Source organism: Clostridium sp. AF27-2AA, from assembly GCF_003478505.1.
Lineage (GTDB): Bacteria > Bacillota > Clostridia > Lachnospirales > Lachnospiraceae > Brotaphodocola.
Genome location: NZ_QUFI01000019.1, coordinates 384 through 18,485, shown reverse-complemented (window position 1 = coordinate 18,485; position 18,102 = coordinate 384). Strand labels below are relative to the sequence as shown.

General features: G+C 50.7%; 18 protein-coding genes. All 18 read left to right on the top strand.

The window, feature by feature from the left end; all coding sequences use genetic code 11:
• Nucleotides 1-744: a Stp1/IreP family PP2C-type Ser/Thr phosphatase gene (locus DWY84_RS11265; protein WP_118533334.1), complete on the top strand. Its 744-nt coding sequence runs from the start codon at nucleotides 1-3 to the stop codon at nucleotides 742-744.
• The gene (pknB, locus tag DWY84_RS11260) at nucleotides 741-2,951 is read left to right on the top strand and encodes a Stk1 family PASTA domain-containing Ser/Thr kinase (RefSeq protein ID WP_118533332.1); all 2,211 of its coding nucleotides are present in this window, start codon (nucleotides 741-743) and stop codon (nucleotides 2,949-2,951) included. Before DWY84_RS11265 ends, pknB begins: the two co-directional genes overlap by 4 nt.
• A gap of 13 nt (nucleotides 2,952-2,964) precedes the next feature.
• The gene (gene rsgA, locus DWY84_RS11255; protein ID WP_118533330.1) at nucleotides 2,965-3,846 is read left to right on the top strand and encodes a ribosome small subunit-dependent GTPase A; all 882 of its coding nucleotides are present in this window, start codon (nucleotides 2,965-2,967) and stop codon (nucleotides 3,844-3,846) included.
• 26 nt (nucleotides 3,847-3,872) lie between these two features.
• Nucleotides 3,873-4,538 (top strand): ribulose-phosphate 3-epimerase, encoded by a 666-nt coding sequence (gene rpe, locus DWY84_RS11250; protein ID WP_118533328.1) that lies wholly within the window; start codon nucleotides 3,873-3,875, stop codon nucleotides 4,536-4,538.
• Entirely contained in the window at nucleotides 4,535-5,191 is a 657-nt protein-coding gene (locus tag DWY84_RS11245; RefSeq protein WP_118533326.1) for a thiamine diphosphokinase, read from the top strand. The genes rpe and DWY84_RS11245 overlap by 4 nt, the downstream gene beginning before the upstream one ends.
• Before the next feature lie 138 nt (nucleotides 5,192-5,329).
• A complete protein-coding gene (locus DWY84_RS11240) occupies nucleotides 5,330-5,926 on the top strand; it encodes an ECF transporter S component (protein ID WP_118533324.1) in 597 nt (198 codons plus the stop codon).
• A 146-nt stretch (nucleotides 5,927-6,072) separates the two neighbouring features.
• A complete protein-coding gene (locus DWY84_RS11235; protein WP_118533322.1) occupies nucleotides 6,073-7,173 on the top strand; it encodes a BMP family ABC transporter substrate-binding protein in 1,101 nt (366 codons plus the stop codon).
• A gap of 229 nt (nucleotides 7,174-7,402) precedes the next feature.
• Nucleotides 7,403-8,122 carry a Crp/Fnr family transcriptional regulator gene (locus tag DWY84_RS11230; protein ID WP_178716867.1) on the top strand — a complete coding sequence of 240 codons (720 nt, stop codon included), beginning with the start codon at nucleotides 7,403-7,405 and terminating at the stop codon, nucleotides 8,120-8,122.
• Nucleotides 8,123-8,125: 3 nt separating this feature from the next.
• On the top strand, nucleotides 8,126-8,902 hold the full coding sequence (gene udp, locus DWY84_RS11225) for a uridine phosphorylase (RefSeq protein ID WP_118533318.1): 777 nt from the start codon (nucleotides 8,126-8,128) through the stop codon (nucleotides 8,900-8,902).
• A 51-nt stretch (nucleotides 8,903-8,953) separates the two neighbouring features.
• Nucleotides 8,954-10,483, top strand: coding sequence for a YjjI family glycine radical enzyme (locus DWY84_RS11220; protein WP_347560793.1), 1,530 nt, complete (start codon nucleotides 8,954-8,956; stop codon nucleotides 10,481-10,483).
• Complete coding sequence (locus tag DWY84_RS11215; protein WP_118533314.1) at nucleotides 10,484-11,326, top strand: YjjW family glycine radical enzyme activase; 843 nt, start codon at nucleotides 10,484-10,486, stop codon at nucleotides 11,324-11,326.
• A 46-nt stretch (nucleotides 11,327-11,372) separates the two neighbouring features.
• The gene (locus DWY84_RS11210) at nucleotides 11,373-12,902 is read left to right on the top strand and encodes an ABC transporter ATP-binding protein (RefSeq protein ID WP_118533312.1); all 1,530 of its coding nucleotides are present in this window, start codon (nucleotides 11,373-11,375) and stop codon (nucleotides 12,900-12,902) included.
• On the top strand, nucleotides 12,895-13,962 hold the full coding sequence (locus DWY84_RS11205) for an ABC transporter permease (protein ID WP_118533310.1): 1,068 nt from the start codon (nucleotides 12,895-12,897) through the stop codon (nucleotides 13,960-13,962). The genes DWY84_RS11210 and DWY84_RS11205 overlap by 8 nt, the downstream gene beginning before the upstream one ends.
• Nucleotide 13,963: 1 nt before the next feature.
• Nucleotides 13,964-14,899, top strand: coding sequence for an ABC transporter permease (locus DWY84_RS11200; RefSeq protein WP_118533308.1), 936 nt, complete (start codon nucleotides 13,964-13,966; stop codon nucleotides 14,897-14,899).
• A 107-nt stretch (nucleotides 14,900-15,006) separates the two neighbouring features.
• Nucleotides 15,007-15,717, top strand: coding sequence for a purine-nucleoside phosphorylase (deoD, locus tag DWY84_RS11195; RefSeq protein ID WP_118533306.1), 711 nt, complete (start codon nucleotides 15,007-15,009; stop codon nucleotides 15,715-15,717).
• A gap of 35 nt (nucleotides 15,718-15,752) precedes the next feature.
• Nucleotides 15,753-16,418: a deoxyribose-phosphate aldolase gene (gene deoC, locus DWY84_RS11190; protein ID WP_118533304.1), complete on the top strand. Its 666-nt coding sequence runs from the start codon at nucleotides 15,753-15,755 to the stop codon at nucleotides 16,416-16,418.
• Nucleotides 16,419-16,477: 59 nt separating this feature from the next.
• On the top strand, nucleotides 16,478-16,906 hold the full coding sequence (locus tag DWY84_RS11185; RefSeq protein WP_347560791.1) for a cytidine deaminase: 429 nt from the start codon (nucleotides 16,478-16,480) through the stop codon (nucleotides 16,904-16,906).
• A 10-nt stretch (nucleotides 16,907-16,916) separates the two neighbouring features.
• Nucleotides 16,917-18,102, top strand: a 1,186-nt coding sequence (locus DWY84_RS11180) for a phosphopentomutase (RefSeq protein WP_118533402.1), incomplete at its 3' end; no start/stop codon positions are given.

Genomic DNA, 18,102 nt, shown 5'->3' with positions numbered 1-18,102 from the left:
ATGGAGGCATGCGCACTGACAGACACCGGACAGAAGCGGAGCATGAACCAGGATTTTATTTATGCCAGCAAAAAGCCCATCGGATCCCTGGAAAACCTGTTTATTGTGGCGGACGGCATGGGAGGACACCAGGCGGGGGATTTCGCTTCCCGTTTCGTGGTGGAGAACCTGGTGAGGTTCTTTGAAACTCCGTATCCGGACCGGGATGTTCATGGCATCTTAAAGGAAGGAATCCGAAAAGTGAACCGGGAGCTTTACGAGCAGGCCAGCACGAATCCGGAACTTAATGGAACCGGCAGCACGCTGGTGTTAGCCACTATCCGGGGAAACGTACTTTACGTGGCGAATATCGGGGACAGCCGTCTTTATCTGCTGCGTGGAGCCCTTGAGCAGATTACGAAGGATCATTCTTATGTGGAAGAACTGGTTGCCATGGGTAAGCTAAAGCGGGGCAGCCGGGACTACATGGAAAAGAAAAATATCATTACCAGAGCGGTAGGTGTCAGCGAGGATGTCGATACCGATCTGTTTGCGCTGAAATTAAAGAGCGGAGATCAGATTCTCATGTGTTCGGACGGTTTAAGCAACATGGTAGACGAACTGGAAATGGAATACATCATCCGTTCCGAGGACGGAGTAGAAGCCCGGGCAAAAGCTCTGGTGGATGCAGCAAACCGCAGCGGCGGTCAGGATAACATTTCCGTTGTTCTGGTTGAACCGCAGATAAGTGAGGTGAGCTTATGATACTGAGACCCGGAACATTTTTGCAGGACCGTTATGAAATATTAGAGCAGATCGGCTCCGGCGGCATGTCTGTGGTATATAAAGCAAAATGCCATAAGCTGAACCGCCTGGTGGCCATCAAGGTCCTGAAGGAAGAATTCTGCAATGACAGCAATTTTGTCAGCAAGTTTAAGATGGAGGCTCAGTCTGCAGCCGGACTGTCCCATCCGAATATTGTCAGTGTTTACGACGTTATCGATGAGGGAAAACTCCATTACATAGTCATGGAACTGATCGAGGGCATTACCCTGAAAAGCTATATTCAGAAGAAAGGGCGGCTGGAGGTTAAGGAAACCATCGGCATTGCCATTCAGGTGGCCCAGGGAATTGCGGCGGCGCATGAACAGCATATCATTCACCGCGACATTAAGCCGCAGAACATGATCATTTCCAAAGATGGCAAGGTGAAAGTGGCGGATTTTGGCATTGCGAGGGCAGTATCGGCCCAGACCATGACTTCCTCTGCCATGGGCTCTGTACATTATATCTCGCCGGAGCAGGCCAGAGGCGGCTTTAGCGACGAGCGAAGCGACATTTATTCTCTCGGAGTAACCATGTATGAGATGGTAACCGGGCGTGTGCCTTTTGAGGGGGACAACACCGTTGCCATCGCCCTGGCTCATCTGGAGGATGTGGTGGTGCCGCCGAGCGTTTACAATCCGGAGATTCCGGTGAGCCTGGAGCGGATCATTCTGCGCTGCATGGAGAAAAAGCCGGAGCGCCGTTACCGCAGTGCCCAGGATGTGATCACGGATCTTCGCGCGGCGCTGATCCGTCCATCGGAAGCAGGCAGCAGCTCTGTGGATGTGGAAGAGCGGGCCTTAAATGGAGAAACAGTTCAGATCAGCAGTGAACAGCTCTCCCAGATCAAACAGTTCCACCGGACGGAGCGTCTGGAACCGGAACGAAAAGAAACCTATGATCGGGAGGCCAAAGCGGCCTGGGAAGGGTACCGGGAGGAAACTATTCCGGAAACACCGGAGCTGGAGCGCGGCAGAAGACCGCAAAGACCGTCCGAAATGTCCAAGGCACCGGCAAAGCGCCGCAGCCGGGACGAGGATGAGGACCGGGCCAATCCCCATATTGAGCGGATTCTGGCCGGGGCCGGGATCGTGGCGGCTATCGTAGTTGTAGCCGTGCTGATCGTGGTATTTTCCAAACTTGGCGCTTTTTTTCGGGCCGGAGGCGGAATGCTTGGTAATTCCCAGACAGAGAGCAGCCAGACGGAAACCGGGGAACTGATCTTAAAGGACACGGAGGTGTCTATGCCGTCAGTCTTGGGACTTTCTGAGGATATGGCAGAGAGTACGCTAAAGGACAGCTCTCTGACGATGAAACGTACCTACGAGTATTTTGATGATGTGGAAAAGGGCCATGTCGCAAAACAGGATCCGGCAGCTGGAACCATTGTATTAAAGGGCGGTCAGGTGAATGTTGTTATCAGCAACGGCACAGACAAGCTGGATTTAAGTAAGCTTGGTATTACAGAACTGGATGAAACCACGGCGGTCAGCTTTCTGGAGAGCAAAGGCCTGAAGGTCCAGGTTGTAGAAGAAGAGGATGAAACGATCAAGGCAGGTACGGTGATGCGTTATGAGCCGGAACTGGTGGAAGACGGCGGCACCGTATATCTGTATGTGAGCAGCGGCCCGCATGTGGACAAGGTTCCGGCACCGTATCTGGTGGGAAAAACGGAGGAAGAGGCCATTGCGCTTCTGGCAGAGAATGACCTCATGCCGGGAAATACCTCTACCGAATCCAGTGATACCGTCGAGAAAGGTTCCATCATCAGCCAGTCCGTTTCATCCGGAACCCAGCTGGCAAAGGGCAGCAAGATCGACTATGTAGTCAGCAGCGGCCCGGAGGTGAAGCATCAGCGCTACGTGGCATCCATCAATCAGGTGTATGACTTAAGCAGCCTGATCGGTCCTGGTGCCGGAAGCTCCAGCGTCACCATCCAGATCCGACTGCATCAGGGTACGGCAGATAATCCGCATTATAAGATCCTGACCCAGTCTACTACCATCAAGGGAGATGTGCTCCTTCCGGTGAATTTCACCAGCATCGAGAGCATGGATGGAACGGACCAGGGCACCCTGGAAATCGTGGATGTGAACTCCGGCGCGGTCATCAAGACCTACCAGCTCACATTTTTCCCGATGGATTAAAAGGAATAGAGAGATGACAGGAAAAATCATTAAAGGAATCGCGGGCTTTTATTACATCCATAACGGACAGGATAAGGTATATGCCTGCAAGGCAAAAGGTATTTTTCGAAACCGGGGCATCAAACCGGTAGTCGGAGACAATGTGAAGTTTACCGTGCTGGACGAGGAGGCGCTGGAGGGGAATATCGACGAGATCCTTCCCCGGACAAATGTGCTGGTGCGCCCGGCATCGGCCAATGTGGATCAGGCGCTGGTGGTTTTCGCCATCACGCAGCCGGATCCGAATTTCAATCTTCTGGACCGTTTTCTCATTATGATGCTGGCGCAGGATATTCCGGTGACCATCTGCTTTAACAAGACGGATCTGGAAACGGAGGAAAAGCAGCGGGAGTACCGTAATATATACGAGCAGGCCGGTTATCCGGTCATGTTTGTGAGCACCTATGAGAAATCCGGTGTGGAGGCCGTGCGGGATTACCTGCGCGGAAAAACTACAATCCTGGCAGGACCCTCCGGTGTGGGCAAATCGTCTCTGACCAATCTTTTGCAGCCGGAGGCGGCTATGGAAACCGGAAGCATCAGCGAAAAGATCAAGCGTGGAAAGCATACCACCCGCCATGCGGAGCTGTTCTGTGTGGAGGAGGGCACGTATCTCATGGATACGCCGGGATTTTCTTCTATGTATCTGGAAGAAATTGAGCCACAGGAGTTAAAGGATTATTTCCCAGAGTTTGAAGCCTATGAGCCGGAATGCCGCTTCCAGGCGGACTGTGTTCATATCGGAGAGCCGGTGTGCGGCGTGAAAGCTGCGCTGGCAGCTGGAAAGATCAGCCAGAGCCGGTATGACAACTATGGGCTGTTATATCAGGAACTGAAGAATCGCAGAAAATACTAATCATGGCAATGAAGGAGTAACACATCATGTATATTTTAGCACCATCCATTCTTGCAGCAGACTTTGGAAATTTAAGAAAGGAGATCGAGACCGTATCAGAGGCAGGAGCCCAGTATATTCACATTGATGTGATGGACGGCATGTTCGTGCCAAGCATTTCCTTTGGCATGCCAGTCATCCAGAGCGTCCGTTCCTGTACGGACAAGGTCTTTGACGTTCACATGATGGTGGAAGAGCCGGGACGCTACGCGGCAGATTTAAAGGCAGCCGGCGCGGACCTGCTCTGTGTGCACCAGGAGGCATGCCGCCATCTGGACCGTACCATCAACCAGATCAAAGAGCTTGGTATGAAGGTGGGCGTGGCCTTAAACCCGGCTACCCCGGTGGAGACTCTTTCCTGTGTGCTGGACCAGGTGGACATGATCCTTTTGATGTCCGTAAACCCGGGCTTTGGCGGCCAGAAATTTATTCCCTATACAGTGGACAAGATCAGAAAGCTGCGTGCCATGTTAAATGAGCGCGGTTTACAGACGGATATCCAGGTCGATGGTGGCGTAGGCCTTGGCAATGTAAAGGAACTGATGGAGGCAGGAGCCAATATCTTTGTGGCAGGCAGCGCGGTTTATAAGAATGATGCCGCAGCGAACGTAAAGGCATTCCTGAAAATCTTTGAAGAGGCAGAAAATAGATGAAAAGATGTCTGATCATGACGGGCGGAAAGCTGGATCTGGCTTTCGCCCGCTCCTTTTTGGAAAAAGAAACATTCGATAAGATCATTGCCGTGGATGGCGGCCTGAAAGCCGTGAAAGAACTGGGACTGGTGCCGGATTATATTGTGGGGGATTTTGATTCTGTTTCCAATGAAATCCGGGAAGACTTCCGCCAGTATCCGTATATTGTGTGGGAGCAGCATAAGCCGGAGAAGAACGAGACCGACACAGAGCTTGCCAGGAACCGGGCCCTGACCCTTTCCTGCGATGAAATTGTGTTCCTGGGGGCTACCGGTGGCCGCATCGACCATATGATCGGCAACATCCATGCGCTGAAAACCTGTATGGAGCGGGGAATTACCGCCTATATTGTGGATTCTCAGAATCGTTTAAGCCTGTTGGACGGTGAGCGGATCTTTTCAAAGGAAAACCAGTGGGGCAAATATGTTTCTTTTGCTCCGTATACAGAAGAGGTGACCGGAATTACCCTGACCGGATTTAAGTATACGCTGAAGGATAAGACCATTTACCGGGGGGAGGAAGTGGGACTTTGCATCAGCAATGAGATTGCGGAGGAAACTGCCACGATCACGCTGGAGGATGGCGTTCTGATCTGTATCGAATCCCGTGACTGAGAAACTGGCCTGGTTAAAAATATTAAAACTGGCTATTAATATCATTCCAGCTGCGTGCTATGATAGGCGGCATATAAAGATTGTCCGCAGAATCTGCGGCGGTCGTTCATCTTACAAAAGCAGCGAGGGAGAATGATTATGAAAAACAGAGACAACGACAAAGTATACAAGCTGGTGCTTACGGCCCTGATGGCGGCCTTGTGTTATGTGGCCTTCACCTTCTTAAAGATTCCGATTCCAACCCCGGGCGGAGATACCACAGCTCTTCACATCGGTAACGCGTTCTGCGTGCTGGCGGCCCTTCTTCTTGGCGGCGCTTACGGCGGTGTGGCAGGTTCCCTGGGTATGACCATCGCGGACCTTCTGGATCCGGTGTACATCACCAGTGCTCCGAAGACTTTCATCTTAAAGCTCTGCATCGGCCTGATCGCAGGTTTTGTGGCACACAATATTGCCCACATCACCGAAGAACATGACAGTAAGTACATTGTGAAGTGGTCCCTGATCGCTTCCGTCGCAGGTCTGGGCTTCAACGTGGTTATGGACCCGATCGTCGGATACTTCTATAAGAATTATATTCTTGGCGTAGAGTCTTCCGCAGCAAAGATCATGGCAACCTGGGCAGCAGGCGCAACCCTGGTGAATGCCATTGTCGGAACCATTGTGGTTGTAGTGGTCTATATGGCGGTGCGTCCGGTTCTGAAAAAAGCAGGCCTTTTCATGAAAATTAAATAAGATTTGATATAAGGACAGTTCATAAGTGAAATTTATTAGTGAAATTAGTAAAATTCATGTTAAATTGTCCTTTTCTTTTATCTAAAATGATGTTACTATAATAATAAGGCTTTTTTGCCCGAAAACCCAAAAAGGAGAGAGAACTTATGAAAAAGAAAATGCTGGCTGTATTATTAGCTGGTACCATGGCAGCATCCATGACCGCATGCGGAGGCAGCAGCTCCAGTAACACTGCAGAGACTACTGCGGCAGCACAGAAGTCTGGCGACAGCGCTGAGAAAACCGAGGGAGCAGCACCGAGCAAGGATGCTTCTGAGTTCAAGATCGGCCTGATCACCGATGTAGGCGGCGTAAACGACGGATCCTTCAACCAGTCTTCCTGGGAAGGCCTGGAGAGAGCAGGTGAGGAGCTTGGAGTTACCGTAAACTACTTAGAGTCCGCTACCGATGCAGACTATGCTCCGAATATTGAGACTTTCATAGATGAGGACTATGACCTGATCATCTGTGTCGGCTATATGCTTGCAGACGCAACCAAAGCAGCTGCAGAGGCAAACCCGGATACCAGGTTTGCCATCATTGATGACGCAAGTATCGATCTTCCGAACGTAACCGGTCTGGTATTCCATGCAGAGCAGGCTTCCTACCTGGTAGGTTATGTAGCAGGTCTGACCACCAAGACTAACAACATCGGTTTTGTCGTTGGTATGAGCAATGAGACCATGAACCAGTTTGGTTATGGTTACTGCGCAGGCGCAATCGACGCAAACCCGGACATCACCGTTCAGCAGTTCAACGCAAACTCTTTTGCTGATTCCGCTACCGGTAAGACCATGGCAAACACCGCAATCACCAATGGCGCAGATATCGTCTTCCAGGCAGCAGGCGCAACCGGTCTTGGCGTTATCGAGGCTTGCCAGGAGGCTGGTGTCTATGCCATCGGCGTAGACAGTGACCAGTCAAGCATTGCTCCGAGCACGGTTCTGACCTCCGCTATGAAGCGTGTAGACAACGCTGTTTACAACGCTGTAGAGGAACTGATGGACGGATCTCTTGAGGGCGGCGTACAGTCCTTCGATCTGGCAGCAGGCGGCGTAGACATTGCTCCGACTCAGGATCTGATTGCTCCGGAAGTTATCTCCGCAGTTGACGAAGTAAAAGAGAAAATCGTAAGCGGCGGGATCGAGGTTCCGGCTGATAAGGAGTCCTTCGAGGCAAAATACGGCGACGTATATCAGTTAGACTAATCGCTACAGAAACAAAATATCCAGAATATCTGGCGCGGGGCCCGCATCGATGCGGACCCCGCTTTGCTATGTAAAAAAGAAGGGTTTTCGAAAGCAAAAATAGTAAAACCTGCCAAATGGCAAAAATATCTGGAAAACGAGAACTAAAACTGACATGTGTCCTTTCTTGTTTATGGAAAATGTGATATAAACATGGTAGAATAAAGATAAAACCGGGGAAATGAACAAAATGAGCGAAGTGGATGACGTAATCAGCAGGCTGACTGCAAAGCAGCAAAATTATTTGAACAGCTACTTTACCTATGCGCCGGAAAGCTTAAAGAGCAGCATCCAGGTGGTGCGGATGCCGGCCGGAACAACGTTTATTCAGGAGGGAGCACCGTTAGACAAGGTGTTTATCCTGTTAAAGGGAAGCGTATCCGCGGTAGATTACCGTGTGCGGGAAACGGTGTACGGCTTCTGCCATTTTGAACCCATAGAAATCTTCGGAACCATGGAAATTCTGGGCTATATGAGCCATTACAAGACTACACTGGCTACCACCCAGGACAGCCTGTTTTTAAAGATACCGGGGGATGCCTGCAGAAAATGGATCCTGAACGACGTGTCTGCCCTGCGTCTGGAAACACAGCGGATCATTGGTTATCTGCTGGAGCAGTCCAGAAAAGAGCGGCTTTATGTCATGCTTCCCGGCAATGAACGGGTTTATCTCATTCTTACGAACTTATATGAAACCTATGGAAAACGCGATACCTACAGCGTGTATTTAAGCCGCAAAGATTTTTCCGAGGTTACCGGCGTGTCTGAGCGGACCATCACCAGAGCCCTGAAGGATCTGGAGGAGCAGAAGCTGATATCAAGAGATGGATGGAATATCGTGATGACCTGGGAGCAGTACCGGAAAATCAGAGAACTGGTAAGAGTTCAGATCAACGAAACGGGGGAATGACAAGTGAAGTATTCAGAAAATCCAGATAAACAGTATCATATTCAGGTGGGAGCAGGCGAGGTAGGACGTTATGTGATCCTTCCGGGAGATCCGAAGCGCTGCGCCAAGATTGCAGCTTACTTTGATGACGCAAAGCTGGTGGCAGACAGCCGTGAGTATGTAACGTATACCGGCTGCTTAGACGGCGTAAAAGTCAGCGTGACCTCCACCGGCATTGGCGGTCCGTCTGCCTCCATTGCCATGGAGGAACTGGTGAAGTGCGGCGCGGACACGTTTATCCGTGTAGGTACCTGCGGCGGCATGCAGCTGGACGTCAAGAGCGCGGATGTGGTTGTGGCAAGCGGTGCCATCCGCATGGAAGGAACCAGTAAGGAATATGCGCCGATTGAGTTTCCGGCTGTAGCAGACATTGATATCGTCAATGCGCTGCGGACCTCCGCAAAGGAGCTTGGCCAGACCTGTCATGTGGGTGTGGTGCAGTGTAAAGACGCGTTTTATGGCCAGCATTCTCCGGAGGCCATGCCGGTCAGTTATGAACTTTTAAACAAATGGGAGGCGTGGAAGCGTCTGGGATGCTTGGCGTCCGAAATGGAATCTGCTGCGCTGTTTATTGTGGCCAGCACCCTGCATGTACGCTGCGGCTCTGTATTTTTAGTCATGGCAAACCAGGAGCGGGAGAAACAGGGCTTGTCCAATCCGGTGGCACACGACACTAATATGGCCATCCGGGTAGCAGTGGAAGCCATCCGGAAGCTGATCAAAGAAGATTCAGATAAATAAATATTCACATACATCATTTAGGAGGAAGTTATTATCATGCGTGACATTTCTATGGAAAGAGTCAACGAAACAAGAAAAAACATTCTGGAAATCATTGAGAGCGCGACTCTGACCCATGAGCAGAAGCTGACCTGTCTTGCAAACCAGGCAGATTCTCTTATGGAAGTTCTGGATCTTCCGGAAGGTCTGGATGAACTGTTAAACGTGCCGATCGACCGCAAGTGCATCTGCGATCTGTCTGAGGGTCATGCGCCGATGCGTCCGCGCTATATCATCCCGGACTACGCAAAGTTTTTAAAAGAAGGAAGCAAATTCCTCCAGCTGGATCCGCCAACCGATCTGTATGAGGCATTAAACAGCCTGATGATCTTCTATAAGCATGTACCGAGTGTTACCAACTATCCGGTATATGTGGGGCAGTTAGATGAGCTGTTAGAGCCGTACATTGACACGGTAGATGAGGCACAGGCAAAGAAGCTGCTGAAGCTGTTCCTCACCCAGATGGACCGTACCATCCTGGATTCTTTCTCCCACGCAAACATCGGACCGCGTGATACCAAGGCAGGACGCCTGCTTTTAGAGGCTGAGAAAGAACTGGAGAATGCCGTTCCGAACTTAAGCTTCAAGTACGATGAGAACATCACCCCGGATGAATTCGCGCTGAAAGCCATTGACTGCGCAATGCACAGCGCAAAGCCGAGCTTCGCGAACCACAAGATGTTTCAGAGTGAGTTGGGTGAGAATTATGTGATCGCAAGCTGCTATAACGGCCTTTTACTTGGCGGCGGCGCTTATACCCTGTGCCGGCTGGTGCTGGGCAACATCGCGAAGCGCGCAAAAAATATCCAGGACTTTAAGGAGCGAGAGCTTCCGTACGTTCTCGATATCATGGCACGCTACATGGATGCCAGAATCAAATTTGAGGTGGAAGAGAGCGGATTCTTCGAGAATAACTTCCTGGCCAAAGAGGGCTTCATTCACAGAGACCGCTTTTCCGGTATGTACGGCCTGGTAGGTCTTGCGGACTGTGTTAATATCCTCTTTGAGAAAGAGGGAATCAAGGGACGCTTTGGTCACGATGAGAACGCCAACAGCCTGGGCGTTGAGATCATGGAAATCATCAAGGCATTTAACTTAAACCACAAGAACAAATACTGCGAAGGAACCGGCGGACACTTCCTGCTTCACGCGCAGGTTGGCCTGGCTGAGGATGAGAATGTAACCCCGGGTACCAGAATCCCGATCGGCGAGGAGCCGGACGAGCTCATCGACCAGTTAAATGTATTAAAGAAGTTCCACAAATACTTCACCTCCGGCACCGGCGATATCTTCCCGATCGATATGACTGTACACAGAAATCCGGAGTATGTACTGGATATCATCAAGGGTTCCTTCAAGATGGATCTGCGTTACCTGTCCTTCTACTCCAGCGACAGCGACGTGATCCGCGTGACCGGTTATCTGGTAAAACGTTCTGAGTTAGAAAAGCTGGCAGGCGGAGAGGCCGTGCTTCAGGATACGACCGCACTGGGACTTGGCGCTGCAAGAAACGGCCACATCCTGGAAAGAAAGGTGCGCTAAGTGAAAGCAGTAGTAAACCGGATCATCCCATTCAGTAGTGTGGATGGTCCGGGAAACCGGACAGCCATTTTTTTGCAGGGCTGTAACATTGACTGCAAATATTGTCACAACCCGGAAACCAGAAAGCTGTGCGTGCAGTGCGGCACCTGTGTAAAACAGTGTCCGGCCGGCGCTTTGTCTGTGGGAGCAGATGGAAAAGTGACTTTTGATCCGGAAAAATGTGTGCAGTGTGACACCTGCATCCATGTCTGCCCACATGACAGTTCTCCGCGTACCTGCGAGATGACGCCGGAGGAAGTGTATGCCCGCGTAAAAAAGCAGATTCCCTTCATCCGGGGCATCAGCGTTTCCGGCGGAGAGTGTATGCTGTGGCCGGAGTTTCTGACAGAATTGTTCCGTCTGGCAAAGCAGGATGGTCTTGGCACACTGATCGACAGCAATGGCATGATTCCCTTCGAGGATTACCCGGAGCTGATGGAGGTTTCAGACGGTGTCATGCTGGATATTAAGGCATTCGAGGCGGCAGAGCATGAAAAGGTAACCGGTTTTACCAATGAAATGGTACTGCACAATGCGGATTATCTGGCAAGAACCGGAAAGCTTTATGAGGTGCGGGCGGTCATCGTACCGGATCTTTATGATACCGAGAAGAGCATCCGGGAAATGGGCGATTTTCTGGCACCTTATCTGGAATACGGAGATATCCGGATCAAGATCATTGCCTACCGGCCTATGGGCGTGCGGGAGCAATATTCCCATTTCCAGGTGCCGGACCAGAAATACCTGTCTTATCTGGCAGATATCTTAAAAGCAAAAGGATTTCAGAATATCATTCTGATATAAATAAAGAAAATACAGGAGGGACCAAGCCGTGGCAAGAATAAGCCATATGGATGAGAGTAAAGTCGTAATTCAGATGAAAGACATCGTCAAGAAATTTGGCGACTTTACGGCGAATGACCATATCAACCTGACGGTGCACAAAGGAGAGGTGCACGCAATTTTAGGTGAGAACGGAGCCGGAAAGAGCACCATGATGAATGTGCTCTGCGGACTGTACAAACCGACCAGTGGACAGATCTTTATCAATGAAAAAGAGGTTCATTTCAACAGCCCGAAGGATGCCATTGACATCGGAATCGGTATGGTACACCAGCACTTCATGCTGATCCAGCCGTTTACTGTAACCGAGAATATCATTCTGGGCATGGAACCGGTCAAGGGGCTGACCGTAGACAAGGAAACCGCAAAGAAAAAGGTGCTGGAGCTGTCTGAGCGCTACGGCATGAAGGTAGATCCGGACGCAAAGGTAGAAGATATCTCTGTCGGCATGCAGCAGCGTGTGGAGATCCTGAAGGTACTGTACCGCGGCGCGGAGACCCTGATTCTGGATGAGCCGACCGCATCCCTGACTCCGCAGGAGATCGAGGGCCTGATGGAGATCATTTCCAATCTGACCGCAGACGGAAAGAGTGTTATCCTTATCACCCATAAGTTAAAAGAAATCACTGCATCCTCTGATAACTGTACCATCATCCGTCAGGGTAAATATATCCAGACCGTCAAAGTGGCTGATGTGGATGAAAACGCGCTGGCAGCCATGATGGTAGGCCGTGATGTCAATTTCAAGGTGGATAAGAAAGATCAGGAGGCTGGCGAGGTGGTTCTGCATGTGGAGAATCTGCACGCAAAGGATTACCGTGGGGTTGAAATTTTAAAGGGCTTCCACCTGGATGTGCGCAAGGGCGAGATTGTAGGTCTGGCCGGTGTCGACGGAAACGGACAGACGGAACTGGTTGAGATTCTGACCGGTCTTCGAAAAGCAGAATCCGGCACCATCACCATGCTGGGCAAGAATGTCTTCAACAAGACTCCGAAGGAGACCTTTGACAACGGAATCTCCAGTATCCCGGCTGACCGCCAGAAGCACGGACTGGTTCTGGAATTCTCCAATGAGGATAACCTGATCCTGCAGCATTTTGAGGAAGCACCGTATTCGAAACATGGCATTCTGGACCGGAAGGCCATCAAGGAGCATGCGCTGGATCTGATCGAGAAATTCGATGTCCGTCCGCGGGGCTGCGCAGAGGCTCCGTCCGGAACTCTGTCCGGCGGTAACCAGCAGAAGGTCATCATTGCCCGCGAGGTAACCAATGATAAAGACCTGCTGATCGCGGTAAACCCGACCCGTGGACTGGATGTAGGCGCAATCGAGTTCGTACACAAGTACCTGGTAGAGCAGAGAAACAAAAACCGCGCGGTTTTACTGGTTTCCTTTGAGCTGGACGAGATCATGAGCCTTTCCGACCGCATCGAGGTTATCTTCGACGGCCAGATTACGGGAAGTGTACCGGGTAAGGACGCAGATGAGAAGGAACTCGGATTTATGATGGCAGGAGGAAAGAAGACAAATGAATAAGAAGAAAAGTATTCTCGAAAGCAATGTACTCTACACCATCATTGCGATCGTCATTGGTTTTTTGGTAGGAGCCATCTTCTTAACCATTGCGGGCATCAGTCCGGCTGTGGCTTACGGAAAGCTCTTCAGCAGTATTTTCAGCAAACCGAAATATCTGGTATGGACTCTGGTTTACGCAGCTCCGCTGATCTTCACCGGCCTTAGCGTGGCATTCTCCTTCCGTACCGGTGTGTTCAACATTGGTGCTGAGGGCCAGTTTGTGATCGGCGGCCTGGTAGCATGTATCCTGGGCATTACATTAAAGCTTCCGGCAGGGATTCACGCCCTGGTATGTCTGGTGGCAGCAGCGGCAGCAGGCTGCATCTGGTCCCTGATCGTAGGCGTCCTGAAAGTAAAACGCGGCATTCACGAGGTGCTGTCCTTCATTATGTTTAACTGGATCGCTTTCTATTTATCCAACTATACTGTGAACCTGCCGTTTATTCATCGTGATAAGACCGAGGCAACCCAGGATATCGCAGCTTCCGCAAGACTGCTTCTTCCGGAGAGCATGCGCAGCGTACTTGGATGCAGCAGCGCACACTGGGGCTTTGTCCTGGCTGTGATCGCGGCCATCGTGATCTGGATCATCATTGAGAAGACTACCCTCGGCTACAAATTAAAAGCCGTAGGTTTCAACAGCAGTGCCGCAGAGTACGGCGGCATTGATGCTAACAAATCCATCCTGACCGCACTGGGCATTTCCGGCCTGTTGTCCGGACTTGGCGGCGCAGTACAGGTTCTTGGCATGTCCGGACGTTTAAGCCAGTTTGCCGGACAGGAAGGCTTTGGTTTCGAGGGTATTACGGTGGCCCTGATCGGTTCTTCGAACCCGATCGGCTGTATTTTCTCCGGTCTGTTCTACGGTGCCATGAAATACGGCGGCTCTAAACTAAGTATCGTAAAAGCACCGTCTGAGGTAGTAGATATTATCATGGGCTGCGTCGTTTTACTGATTGCGATTGCGCATGTATTTAAGTATTTTGTCCTGAAGACAGCAAAGAAGAAGGAGGCAAAATAAGATGAATGAATTAATAAAAGACCTTGGTCTTCTGATCAATGCGACCCTGATCGCAACTCCGCCGCTTCTTCTTGCGGCTCTTGGCTCCTGCTTCTCTGAGCGAAGCGGAGTTGTCAACATCGGTATTGAGGGCATGATGACCATTGGTGCCTTCACCGGAGCCGTGATGGGTCTGACCACTGGAAACGGCTGGATCGCATTCCTTTGTGCCGGTTTGGCAGGAGCCCTGTTTGGACTGATTCATGCTTACGCATGTATTTCCTGCCACGCAGACCAGACCATTGCCGGTACGGCTATCAACTTCTTAGGTCCTGGTCTGGCACTGTTCCTCTGCAAGGCGATGTACAACAACTCGTCCGATACTCCGGCTATGGATCCGAGCTGCAAGCTGCCTAAGCTGTTTGAGGGCGTGTTCCCGACCGGTTCTTTCTGGAATAACGTGCTGAATGTGTATGCTGTGGCATATCTTGTATTTATTCTGGCATTTGTATGCTGGTTTGTCTTCTACAAAACTAAATTCGGCGCTCACTTAAGAGCAGTCGGAGAACACCCGGAGGCATGTGAGTCTCTTGGTATTGATGTTTACAAAGTGCGCTATACCTGTGTAATCCTTTCTGGATTCCTGGCAGGCCTGGGCGGTGCCTTCGTAACTCTGGCGACCATCAACCAGTTTCGTCCGAGCGTTATCGTAGGACAGGGCTTCATTGCCATCGCAGCGGTTATCTTCGGTAAGTTCTCACCGGAGGGCGCAACCAAGGCGTGTCTGCTCTTTGGTCTGTGCAGCGGTATCAAGTCCCTGGCTTCCCAGAGCAATGTGGTATCCCCGAACCTGATCTCCATGATCCCGTACGTGGTAACCATCGTGGCACTGGTTCTGTTTGTCGGCAAGGCTCATACACCGGCTGCAAACGGAAAGATCTTTGTAAAATCGAAATAATAAAATGTTCTTTTCAAATTTATTCAGGTCTGCATCTGCGTCGTGTCTGCTGGTGCAGGCCTGAAAAAAACTAAATCTTTATGGGGAAGAAAAGGAGAAGGAAAATTATGACGAATACACCAACTGCGCATAACAGCGCCAAAACCGGCGATTTCGCCAAAACTGTACTGATGCCGGGAGATCCGCTGCGCGCGAAGTACATTGCGGAGACCTATCTGGAAAACCCGCGGCAGGTGACCGCGGTCCGCAACATGTTTGGATACACCGGAACCTACAAAGGAAAAGAGATTTCCGTGATGGGAGGCGGAATGGGAATGCCGTCCATCGGAATCTATTCCTATGAGCTTTTTAACTTCTACGATGTAGACCAGATCATCCGCATTGGTTCTGCCGGGGCTCTGCAGGATCATATGAAGCTGATGGATGTGGTCATTGGCATGGGAGCCTGCACGGATTCTAATTACGCATACCAGTATGGACTTCCAGGAACCTTTGCTCCGATTGCGGATTACGAATTGTTAAACCAGGCTGTTGAGACCGCAAAGCGTCAGGGAACCAACGTGGTCGTAGGCAATGTGCTTTCCTCCGATGTCTTCTATAATGCGATGGGCAATGTCAACGATTTGTGGCGCGGCATGGGCGTTCTGGCTGTGGAGATGGAAGCGGCAGCGCTTTACATGAACGCGGCCAAGGCCGGAAAGAAGGCACTTTGCATGCTGACTATTTCGGATCATCTCTATACCGGCGAGCATTTGAGCGCAGAGGACCGACAGCTTGGATTTAAAAAGATGATGGAGATCGCGCTGGAACTGGCGTAAATCCAATATGATAAAACAGAAGGGAAATTCATACAATGAATGAGAAAGAAATTTTAAAACATGTGGACCATACACTTCTCACCCAGACCGCAACCTGGGCTGAGATCCGGCAGATCTGTGATGATGCGGTTGTTTATGGAACTGCCTCTGTCTGCATTCCGCCGTCCTATGTAAAGCAGGCAAAAGAATATGTGCAGGATAAGATGGCAGTCTGCACCGTTATCGGCTTTCCGAACGGCTACATGACCACCGCAGCCAAAGAGTTTGAGACCAGGGACGCACTGGCCAACGGCGCGGATGAGATAGATATGGTCATCAATATTGGCTGGGTGAAGGACGGAAAGTTTGACTGCGTTGAGGAAGAAATCCGCACCCTGAAAAAAGCATGCGGCTCCAAAATCCTAAAAGTCATCATTGAGACCTGTCTCCTGACGGAGGAAGAGAAGATCCGCATGTGCGAAGTAGTTACCAAAGCAGGAGCGGATTACATCAAGACCTCTACCGGCTTTTCCAAAGCAGGAGCAACCTTTGATGATATCAGGCTGTTTTCCGAGCACATCGGACCGAACGTAAAGATGAAAGCGGCAGGCGGCATTTCTTCCCTGGAGGATGCAGAAAAATTCCTGTCCCTGGGTGCTGACCGTCTTGGCACCAGCCGTATCATCAAGCTGGTAAAGCAGGAAGAGGCAACCGGATATTAATTGTGAATCTGCTGCGGAAGAGATGCTGATTCGCAGGGGAATAAAGGAGTTTAGGATTGATGAAGAAACTGGAAAAAGATCAGATTGAAGCGCTGATTGATAAGGCCATCAGCATGATGGATTATTCCTATGTGCCGTATTCCCACTTTCATGTGGGAGCGGCGCTGCTTGCCAAAAATGGCAATGTATACGGCGGCTGCAACATTGAAAATGCAGGCTATACCCCAAGCAACTGTGCGGAGCGCACCGCGTTTTTCAAGGCAGTCAGCGAGGGTGTGCTGGAATTTGATGCCATCTGCGTGGTGGGCGGCATGAACAAGGAGTTAAAGGAATACGCAGCTCCCTGCGGCGTGTGCCGTCAGGTGATGATGGAGTTCTGTGATCCGGAGAAGTTCCAGATCATTCTGGCAACCTCAAAGGAGCAGTATGAGATCTTTACGCTCAAAGAACTGCTGCCGCTGGGATTCGGGCCGAATAATTTAAAATAAGGAGCAAAACATGGAGAAATTCAAACGTGTATTTGTAGTAGTCATGGACTCCCTTGGAGTGGGAGCCATGCCGGATTCTGCCAATTTTGGTGATATCGGTGTGAATACACTGGGACATATTTCAGAGTCCGTAGATACTTTTACCATTCCGAATCTCCAGAAGCTTGGAATGGCAAACCTGACCCCGCTCAAACAGGTAGCTCCAGTGGAAAAGGCCATGGGGTATTATGGAAAGCTGAGAGAGAAGAGTCTCGGTAAGGATACCATGACCGGACACTGGGAGATGATGGGCCTGGAGGTGAAAAAGCCATTTCAGACCTTCACCGAGCATGGATTTCCGCCGGAACTGATCAAAGAGCTGGAGAAGCGCACCGGCCATAAGGTCATTGGAAACAAGAGTGCCAGCGGTACCGAGATTCTGGATGAACTGGCTGAGGAGGAGATTGCCACCGGTCATATGATCGTTTATACCTCCGCTGATTCCGTTCTGCAGATCTGCGGCAATGAGGAGACCTTTGGCCTGGACGAACTGTACCGCTGCTGTGAGATCGCCAGAGAGCTGACCATGAAGGATGAATGGAAGGTAGGCCGTGTCATTGCCAGACCGTACGTGGGGAAAAAGAAAGGCGAATTCAAACGCACCAGCAATCGTCACGACTATGCATTAAAACCGTTCGGTCCGACCGCGCTGAATGCGTTAAAGGATGCGGGCTATGATGTCATTTCCATTGGAAAGATCAATGATATTTTCGTGGGAGAGGGCATTACCGAGGCTTATAAGTCCAAGAGTTCCGTTCACGGCATGGAGCAGACCATTGATGTGGCGAAGAAAGACTTCCATGGTCTCTGCTTTGTAAACCTGGTAGATTTCGATGCTCTGTGGGGCCACCGGAGAAATCCGTCCGGCTACGCGCAGGAGATTGAGAAATTTGATGTGAATCTGGGTGTACTGCTGGATACTCTGCGGGAGGATGACCTTCTCATCATCACCGCCGACCACGGAAATGATCCGACCTACACCGGAACCGACCACACCCGCGAGCGCGTCCCGTTCCTGGCTTATTCCAAAGCATTCAAAGAAAGCGGAGACCTGCCGGAGACCGACACCTTCGCCATCATCGGAGCAACCATCGCCGATGATTTCGGCGTGAAGATGCCAGAGGGAACCATCGGATACTCCATCCTGGATCGGCTGA